We start from the raw sequence: 6934 nt of genomic DNA, 5'->3' as shown, positions 1-6934 counted from the left end.
GGATTGCCGCCACGCACTTTGCAACGCCCATCACCTGCGTGAATTGACTGCGGCCTGGGAAAATGACCACCAAAAGTGGGCCAAGGCGCTGCATGATCTGCTGCTGGAGATGCATCAGGCCGTTGACGCTGCCGGTGGCACGCTCTCGCCCGAAGAGGCGCAACGCTGGCGAGTCCGCTATCGGCAGTGCCTGACAGAGGGTGAGACCGAGTGTCCGCCACCGATCCCACCACCACCGGGAAAGCGCGGTCGTGCCAAACGTACCAAGGCACGTAACCTGCTCGAACGTCTCCAGGCGTACGAGGACGATGTGCTGCGTTTCCTCGACGACCCCGCCGCGCCCTTCACCAATAACCAAGGGGAGCGTGACCTGCGGATGACCAAGGTCCAGCAGAAGATTTCAGGCTGTTTCCGCTCCTGGGAAGGTGCCGAGATCTTCTGCCGGATGCGCAGCTTCCTCTCGACGGCGGTCAAGCAGGGCCTGGCAGCGCACACCGCACTAGAACAGTTGTTTGCCGGTGAAGTGCCCGAATTCATGCGTCGGGACGGCCTGGATCAGGCAGCGTGACCTGAATAGTTACGCCACACCAACACCAGCCCGACCCAGTACGGCAGCCCGGTGAGCTCCTCGAACATGATGCCGGCGCCCTGCATCACGCCCAGCAGGTAGGCGCCCAGGCCGAATACGGTGGTCAGCCCGGCGATTACCTGCACATGCCGCGAGGCGAAGCGCTTGCCGAAGAACTCGGGCACCGTGAGCGCGCCGCTGCGTCGCAGGTAGCGGCCGAAGGCCAGCGCGCCGAGCAGGCAGCCGGAGGTGCTGACCGAGGCGAAGATCAGCATCACGAAGGGGTAACCGCTGTAGGCGAAGCCGGTCTCGCCGAGGAAGGCACTGGTACTCAGGTAGCTGGCCACCAGCGTGCCGAGAATGAGGAAGGTCGGTGCATTGCGCCCCGCGACCAGATAGTCGTCGAGATGCTTGACCCGACGACCGGCCAGATGGCCGATCACGAAATAGCCGATCAGGCTGAGCAGAATGGCAGTGGTATAGACCATGGCAAGGACCGTGTTTGTGGAATTGTGTCTTCCATAATCCGGATACTCTCCTCGCTCACCTTTCTCCCTGCGTCATCCCCGAAGCTCTACACGACGCCCAACAAGAATCACCCATTCGCAACCTCGTCGCCGATCGAATACTTGGCCTCTGTCGCTGCAACCCTTTTTGGCAATGATCTCCCCTGTCCGATTGCCTTTACCGCTCCCGGTCCTTGTCCCTTCATCGGCAAGTAACTCCCCTATTTCCAGGATCTCAAAGATGCCATATAGCATCTAGAAGTGTCGCAGATGGACCGCCTTATGTCGCTTTCAGACCTACCTTCTGATCCCGTTTAACGAAGCCTTTATAGGCGAATCATTACAAACAAAAGGACCCGAATATGCTTGAAAAATTCGCTATTTATCCCGGCAATATGCTAATAAATTCACTGGTAGCGCTCGGCCTGTCGGCACTGTCCGTCCCCGCCTACTCGGCTTCCAGCATGGATTTCTCGAACGAGTACAATGCCAGTTCTATCCATGCCCAGGGAGACGCCTGGTTCATCGACCGGGTCAAGGAACTCACCGACGGCCAGGTCGATATCACCCTGCATACTGGTGGTTCTCTGGGCTTCCGATCGGCGGACAATTTCTATGCCGTGGCCGACAATGCGGTACAGATCGCCGACAGCCTTTCCGGCACCCTGGGCGGCATCGACCCCATCTTCCTGCTGTCGTCCTTGCCCTTTGTTGCGGACGATGTCGAATCCGCCCACCGGCTCTACGACATCGCCCGCCCCGAATACGCCAAGGTCTTCGAGGATAACAACCAGATTCTGCTGTACGCCTCGCCATGGCCGGCCAGCGGCATCTGGTCCAAGAATCCGGTGACCAGCATGCAGGATCTCCAGGGACTGAAGATCCGCAGCTACGATCGCAACGGCACGGAAACCCTGATGAATGCCGGGGCCTCGCCGGTCAAGCTGTCCTGGGCCGACGTCGTGCCCCAGCTCGCCACCGGCGGCATCGAGGCCGTACTGACCTCGGCCGAGGCCGGCGCCAATGGCAGCTTCTGGGAGCACCTCAACGACTTCAGCGCCATCAACTACGCCGTGCCACTCAACATGGTTCACATGAACCGGGACGCCTTCGATGACCTGAGCGAGGCCAATCAACAGGCGATCCTGCAGGCAGCGAAGGAAACCGATGCCCATAACTGGGAAGTGGTAAAGCAACGACTGAAGAAGAATTACGCCCAGTTGCGTGAGCATCAGGTGGCCATTCACGACCCCATTCCGCCCGAGTTCCAGGCCAGTCTGGAAAAGGCGGCCAAACCGGTGGTCGAAAACTGGATCGAGACAGCCGGCGAGCGCGGCCGCGACATTCTCGAGCAGTATCGCAGCCAAGAGGCCGAATGATGGCGGCGTCCGAATCGCACGACAGCGACCGGTCCGGCCCCGTCCTCTTGGCCCTGACCCGGCTGTCCAGCGCCCTGGCGGCGCTGGGCGCCGGCATCGCCATGCTGCTCGTGGTCTACATGCTCGGGCACATCCTGCTCGAGATCGGTCTGCGCCTGTTCGGGCACTCCACGTTCATTCTCGATGAATACATCGGCTACAGTGTGGCCGCCATGACCTTCCTCGGTCTGCCCTATGCCCTCGAGAAGGATGGATTGATCCGTGTGTCACTCGTCCTCGAGCGTCTTCCTCGGCCCTGGCGCTGGCCGCTGGAACTGTTCGCCAGCGTGTCGGCGCTGCTCGCCTTCGGCTGGCTGGCGCGCTACTGGACCCTGGCCGTGGAGCGCAGCTATGCCCGCGGCATCATCAGCGAGACGATGGCCAGGACCCCGCTGTGGATCCCCCAGAGCGCGGTCCTGCTGGGCCTGTACCTGCTCTGCTTCGCGCTCGCCGTACGCACGCTGCAGATCCTGGCGCAGCGTCAGGCCTTCACGCCCGGAGGACAATGAATGGACATGCTACTCACGGGCGCCGGCGTCGTCGCCCTGCTGCTCGGGGTGCTGGCGCTCGGCAGCTGGGTGTTCTCCGGCCTGGTCATCGTGGCCATGCTCTCGTTATGGGGGCTGGGTGACTTCGATGCCCAGCGCATCGGCTTGATCTTCTCCAAGATCCTCTTTCGCGCCGCCAACAGCTGGGAGCTCTCGGCCATCCCCCTGTTCATCCTCATGGGCGAGCTGATCTTTCGCTCCGACATCTCCGAACGGCTGTTCCGGGGACTGACGCCGCTCACCCGGCATCTTCCCGGCGGTATCCTGCATACCAACGTCATGGGCTGCACCCTGTTCGCCGCCGTCAGCGGCTCGAGCGCCGCCACGACCGCGACCGTCGGCAAGATCACCACCCAGGAGCTGGCCAGGCGCCACTACGATCGCAACCTGTCGATCGGCTCCCTGGCCGGCGCGGGTAGCCTGGGGCTGTTGATACCCCCCTCGATCGTGATGATCGTCTATGGCGTCCAGGCTGAGGTCTCGATCAGCAAGCTGTTCATGGCGGGTGTGCTGCCCGGACTGCTGATCGCCGCGCTGTACATCGGCTATGTGGCCGTGCGCAGCCTGATCGATCCGAGCATCGCGCCTCGCGGTGAGGATGACGCGACCGGCCTGGGCGGCGCTCTGCTGAATCTCGCTCCGGTACTGGGACTGATCGTGATCGTCCTCGGCGCCATCTACAGTGGCATCGCCACGCCCTCCGAGGCCGCCGCGGTCGGCTGTGCCGCCACTCTGGTGCTGCTTCTGTGGGAGCGCCAGCTGACCCTGCGGCTGTTCATCGATGCCCTGAGCGGTGCCCTGATCAGTGCGGTGATGGTCTGCAGCCTGCTGATCGCGGCCGCCCTGCTGTCCACCGCCATGGGCTACCTGCACCTGCCGCGGGAACTGGCGGGCTGGATCGCCGACCAGGCGTTCTCCCCGGTCGCCCTGCTGCTGGCCCTGGCGCTGTTCTACGTGCTGCTGGGCCTGTTCCTGGATGGCATTTCGATCACCGTGATGAGCCTGCCGATCACGCTGCCGATCATCGTCCAGGCCGGTTACGACCCGCTGTGGTTCGGGGTCTTCCTGGTCATCATGGTAGAGCTTGGTCAGATCACCCCGCCGGTGGGCTTTAACCTCTTCGTGCTGCAGGGCCTGACCGGGGAAAGCATCGGTCGCGTGGCGCTGGCCGCAGCGCCGTTCTTCGTGCTGATGTGCATCGGCGCCCTGATCGTCTGCCTGTGGCCCTCGATTGCCCTGTGGTTGCCGACGGTGCTTTCGGGTTAGCGGCCGGCCCCCACGGAGTGCGATAGCGCCGGGAAACACACCGACACCCGCAGCCCGGGTGCGGCGTCTTCCAGTGTCAGGGTCGCCTCGTGCAGCTCGGCGATTGCGGCGACCAGGCTCAGCCCCAGGCCGCTTCCCTCGCTCGTGCGGCTGCGCTCCATCCGGTAGAGACGCCGTAATACGCGGGAACGCTCGCCCTCGGGAATGCCGGGCCCGTCGTCAACCACGCGCAGCACCGGGGAGGGGCCGCCCTCGACGATCAGTTGAATCCGGCCGGGCGGGGTGTGGCGCAGGGCATTCTCGATCAGGTTGGCGATCAGGCGACCGAGAAGGGTCCGGTCGCCGCTGACCACCGCGGCATCGACGACCCGGGCCTCGAGACGGTGGCCGCTTTCCTCGCCGGCCGGCTCGTAGACATCGGCCAGGCTGGCGGCCAGCGAGGCGAGATCGACCGCCGTGAAGCTGGCCCGCGCCTGGCCGCCTTCCAGCTGGGCAATCTGCAGCAGCGACTGGAACGTCGCCACGATATGCGCGGTTTCGGCCCGCGCCTCGGCGATCGTGTCACGCGCCGAGTCCGTCAACGAGCCGTCATCCAGCCGATCGAGCAGCACCGCAACCCGCTGGATGGGTGTTCTCAGGTCGTGGGCGACATCGGCAGAGACCTGCCGCAGCGCCTCCATGGACGCTTCCTGTGCTTCCGCCATGCGATTGACCGCCACCCCGATCTGGCCGAGGTCATCGTCGACCCGACCCGAAATCGTCACCCGGGCGTCATGGTGGCCGGATGTCAGCCTGGCGAGCGCCGAGCGAATGGCCTCGACGCGATCCCTGGCCCGGCGGGCGACCAGCGCGCCGATGGCGGTCACCAGCAGCAGCGCCGGCACCAGGCTGAACAGCAGCACCTTGGCGAACGTTTCGCCCAGCTCGTTGAGGCTGTCGCGACCCACCAGCAGCGTCAGCCTGCCCTCGCCGACGGGCCCCTGCCAGGCCAGATAGCTGTCCGCCAGCGTGGATGACGGGCGCGGAATCGCGTCATGGCCGATCACGCGGTACGCCGACGCCTCGATGGGAACCGTGAGATTGCCCAGGACCGGCTTGCCCGGCTCGGTATAGCGCAGCAGCAGGTCGCGAGGTTGCGCCCCGGCGGCGATCTCGCCAATCCGCTCGCGGATTTCATCCGGCTCGGCAATGGCGCGCAGCATATTCACGGTCTGCTCGAGCTGGGCGTTCACCTCACGGGACAGGGACGTGCGCGTGACCAGATAGGCGGTTGCGTAACCGGCCAGGGTGAAGAGCACGAACACCACGACCAGCGTGGCCGTGAGCCGCAGCGGGGTCGAACGCAGCCTGCTCATGCCGGAATCCGGTAGCCGGCGCCCCGCACCGTTTCGATCAGCTCCTGGTCGAAAGGCTTGTCGACCTTGCCGCGCAACCGGCTGACGTGCGTTTCGACGACATTGGTCTGCGGATCGAAATGGATGCCCCAGACCGTTTCCAGCAGCATGGTCCGGGTCTGGACGCGACCCTTGCGACGCAGCAGGCATTCGAGCAGGGCAAATTCGCGGGGCAGGAGGTCGATGGCCTGCCCGGCCCGGGTCACCCGCCGGGTCAGGAGGTTCATCTCGAGATCCCGGGCCCGCAGCACCGTGGGCTCTTCCGCGGGCGGCGGGCGTCTTGCCAGGGCGGCGACCCGGGCGGAGAGCTCGCCGAAGACGAAGGGCTTGACCAGATAGTCATCGGCCCCGGCGTTGAGCCCCTCGATGCGGTCTTCCACCCCGTCGAGTGCCGTCAACAGCAGGATGGGAACGGGAAGCCTCGCGCCACGCAGCGTTTGCACGATGGCCAGCCCGTCCAGGCTCGGCAGCATCCGGTCCACGACCAGCACGTCATAGCCACCCGCTGCCGCCTGCATCAGGCCTTGCGAGCCATCCGTCAGCAGGTCGACGACATGCCCTTCTTCACGAAAGCCATCCACGATGTACTGACCGGTCAGACGGTCATCTTCAATCACCAGTATTTTCACGCCGTACTCGCAACCTGTTGCCGAAGGCCGACCATCGAGTGTACCCCCTGACCGATGGCTCCCCGTCATGTCACCGGAAAAAGCGACGGTAATGCCATACCGTCGCTCCGGGCACAACAGGGACGTCAGTCGTCATCCTCCTCATCGCCTGCCTGAGCATGATGTCGCTCACCCTCATCATGGCTTTCCTTGTCGTCGGCGTGCGCGACCCACGGTGTCACCTTGCCATCCTGCGGGTCGACCAGGACGGTGTTCACGCTGCCGTCGGCCCGGGCCAGCTCTACCGCGAAGCCCATGGTTCCCGACGCCCGAGGTTCCCAGGCCACCGACATGGCCGTCCCGGTATCCGCCGCCTCGGCCGCGGTGGCGGCTTGCGCCACCGTCATGCCCGAGGCCAGAAAGTCCTTCGCCTCGGTCGGGTCATCGTCTGCCATGGCTTGTGATACCGGCAGGGCAAGCGCCAGCACCAGGCCGGCCAGGGCACTGCGACGAATCATGGTCGAATGAATCATGTTGATCTCCTGATTGATGGACAGTGGCGTGAAAGCATCCGCCACTCCATGACGCTAGGCGCGCAATGTCACAGCGACCTGCCCGAAAGATTG

The 6934-nt window shown here is 64.4% G+C and carries 8 protein-coding genes; 4 read left to right on the top strand and 4 right to left on the bottom strand.

The features are described from left to right. Positions 1 to 568 (top strand): IS66 family transposase (locus tag KGQ91_RS08630; protein ID WP_224420084.1); only part of this gene is annotated, 568 nt, incomplete at its 5' end. Here the strand turns inward: KGQ91_RS08630 and KGQ91_RS08625 are convergent. Further along, positions 556 to 1056 carry a sodium:solute symporter family transporter gene (locus KGQ91_RS08625; RefSeq protein ID WP_224420779.1) on the bottom strand — a complete coding sequence of 167 codons (501 nt, stop codon included), beginning with the start codon at positions 1054 to 1056 and terminating at the stop codon, positions 556 to 558. The genes KGQ91_RS08630 and KGQ91_RS08625 overlap by 13 nt on opposite strands. 482 nt (positions 1057 to 1538) lie before the next feature. Between KGQ91_RS08625 and KGQ91_RS08620 the strand changes: the two genes are divergently transcribed. Genes KGQ91_RS08620 through KGQ91_RS08610 form a run of 3 tightly spaced genes read left to right on the top strand, consistent with a single transcriptional unit; the run spans position 1539 to position 4306 of the window. After that, positions 1539 to 2453, top strand: a complete 915-nt coding sequence (locus KGQ91_RS08620; protein ID WP_224420778.1) for a TRAP transporter substrate-binding protein — start codon at positions 1539 to 1541, stop codon at positions 2451 to 2453. Then, positions 2450 to 3001 carry a TRAP transporter small permease gene (locus KGQ91_RS08615; protein WP_163647705.1) on the top strand — a complete coding sequence of 184 codons (552 nt, stop codon included), beginning with the start codon at positions 2450 to 2452 and terminating at the stop codon, positions 2999 to 3001. The genes KGQ91_RS08620 and KGQ91_RS08615 overlap by 4 nt, the downstream gene beginning before the upstream one ends. Further along, on the top strand, positions 3002 to 4306 hold the full coding sequence (locus KGQ91_RS08610) for a TRAP transporter large permease (RefSeq protein ID WP_163647706.1): 1305 nt from the start codon (positions 3002 to 3004) through the stop codon (positions 4304 to 4306). Here KGQ91_RS08610 and KGQ91_RS08605 read toward each other — a convergent pair. The 3 genes from KGQ91_RS08605 to KGQ91_RS08595 form a co-directional block, all read right to left on the bottom strand. Continuing rightward, a complete protein-coding gene (locus KGQ91_RS08605) occupies positions 4303 to 5661 on the bottom strand; it encodes a HAMP domain-containing sensor histidine kinase (protein WP_224420777.1) in 1359 nt (452 codons plus the stop codon). The genes KGQ91_RS08610 and KGQ91_RS08605 overlap by 4 nt on opposite strands. Continuing rightward, the gene (locus KGQ91_RS08600; RefSeq protein ID WP_318010268.1) at positions 5658 to 6317 is read right to left on the bottom strand and encodes a response regulator transcription factor; all 660 of its coding nucleotides are present in this window, start codon (positions 6315 to 6317) and stop codon (positions 5658 to 5660) included. Before KGQ91_RS08600 ends, KGQ91_RS08605 begins: the two co-directional genes overlap by 4 nt. A 137-nt stretch (positions 6318 to 6454) precedes the next feature. Then, positions 6455 to 6841 (bottom strand): hypothetical protein, encoded by a 387-nt coding sequence (locus tag KGQ91_RS08595; protein ID WP_224415469.1) that lies wholly within the window; start codon positions 6839 to 6841, stop codon positions 6455 to 6457. Positions 6842 to 6934 lie beyond the last annotated feature (93 nt).

The sequence above is a fragment of the Modicisalibacter tunisiensis genome (genome assembly GCF_020148005.1).
GTDB classification, from domain to species: Bacteria; Pseudomonadota; Gammaproteobacteria; order Pseudomonadales; family Halomonadaceae; genus Modicisalibacter; species Modicisalibacter tunisiensis.
The sequence above is the reverse complement of the archived record's forward strand: the minus strand, read 5'-3'. Positions and strand labels throughout refer to the sequence as shown.

Excerpts from the sequence above, each read along its gene's own strand:
- KGQ91_RS08625 (WP_224420779.1), bottom strand. The coding sequence starts at position 1,056 with ATGGTCTATACCACTGCCATTCTGCTCAGCCTGATCGGCTATTTCGTG.
- KGQ91_RS08595 (WP_224415469.1), bottom strand. The coding sequence starts at position 6,841 with ATGATTCATTCGACCATGATTCGTCGCAGTGCCCTGGCCGGCCTGGTG.
- KGQ91_RS08620 (WP_224420778.1), top strand. The coding sequence starts at position 1,539 with ATGGATTTCTCGAACGAGTACAATGCCAGTTCTATCCATGCCCAGGGA.
- KGQ91_RS08605 (WP_224420777.1), bottom strand. The coding sequence starts at position 5,661 with ATGAGCAGGCTGCGTTCGACCCCGCTGCGGCTCACGGCCACGCTGGTC.
- KGQ91_RS08615 (WP_163647705.1), top strand. The coding sequence starts at position 2,450 with ATGATGGCGGCGTCCGAATCGCACGACAGCGACCGGTCCGGCCCCGTC.
- KGQ91_RS08610 (WP_163647706.1), top strand. The coding sequence starts at position 3,002 with ATGGACATGCTACTCACGGGCGCCGGCGTCGTCGCCCTGCTGCTCGGG.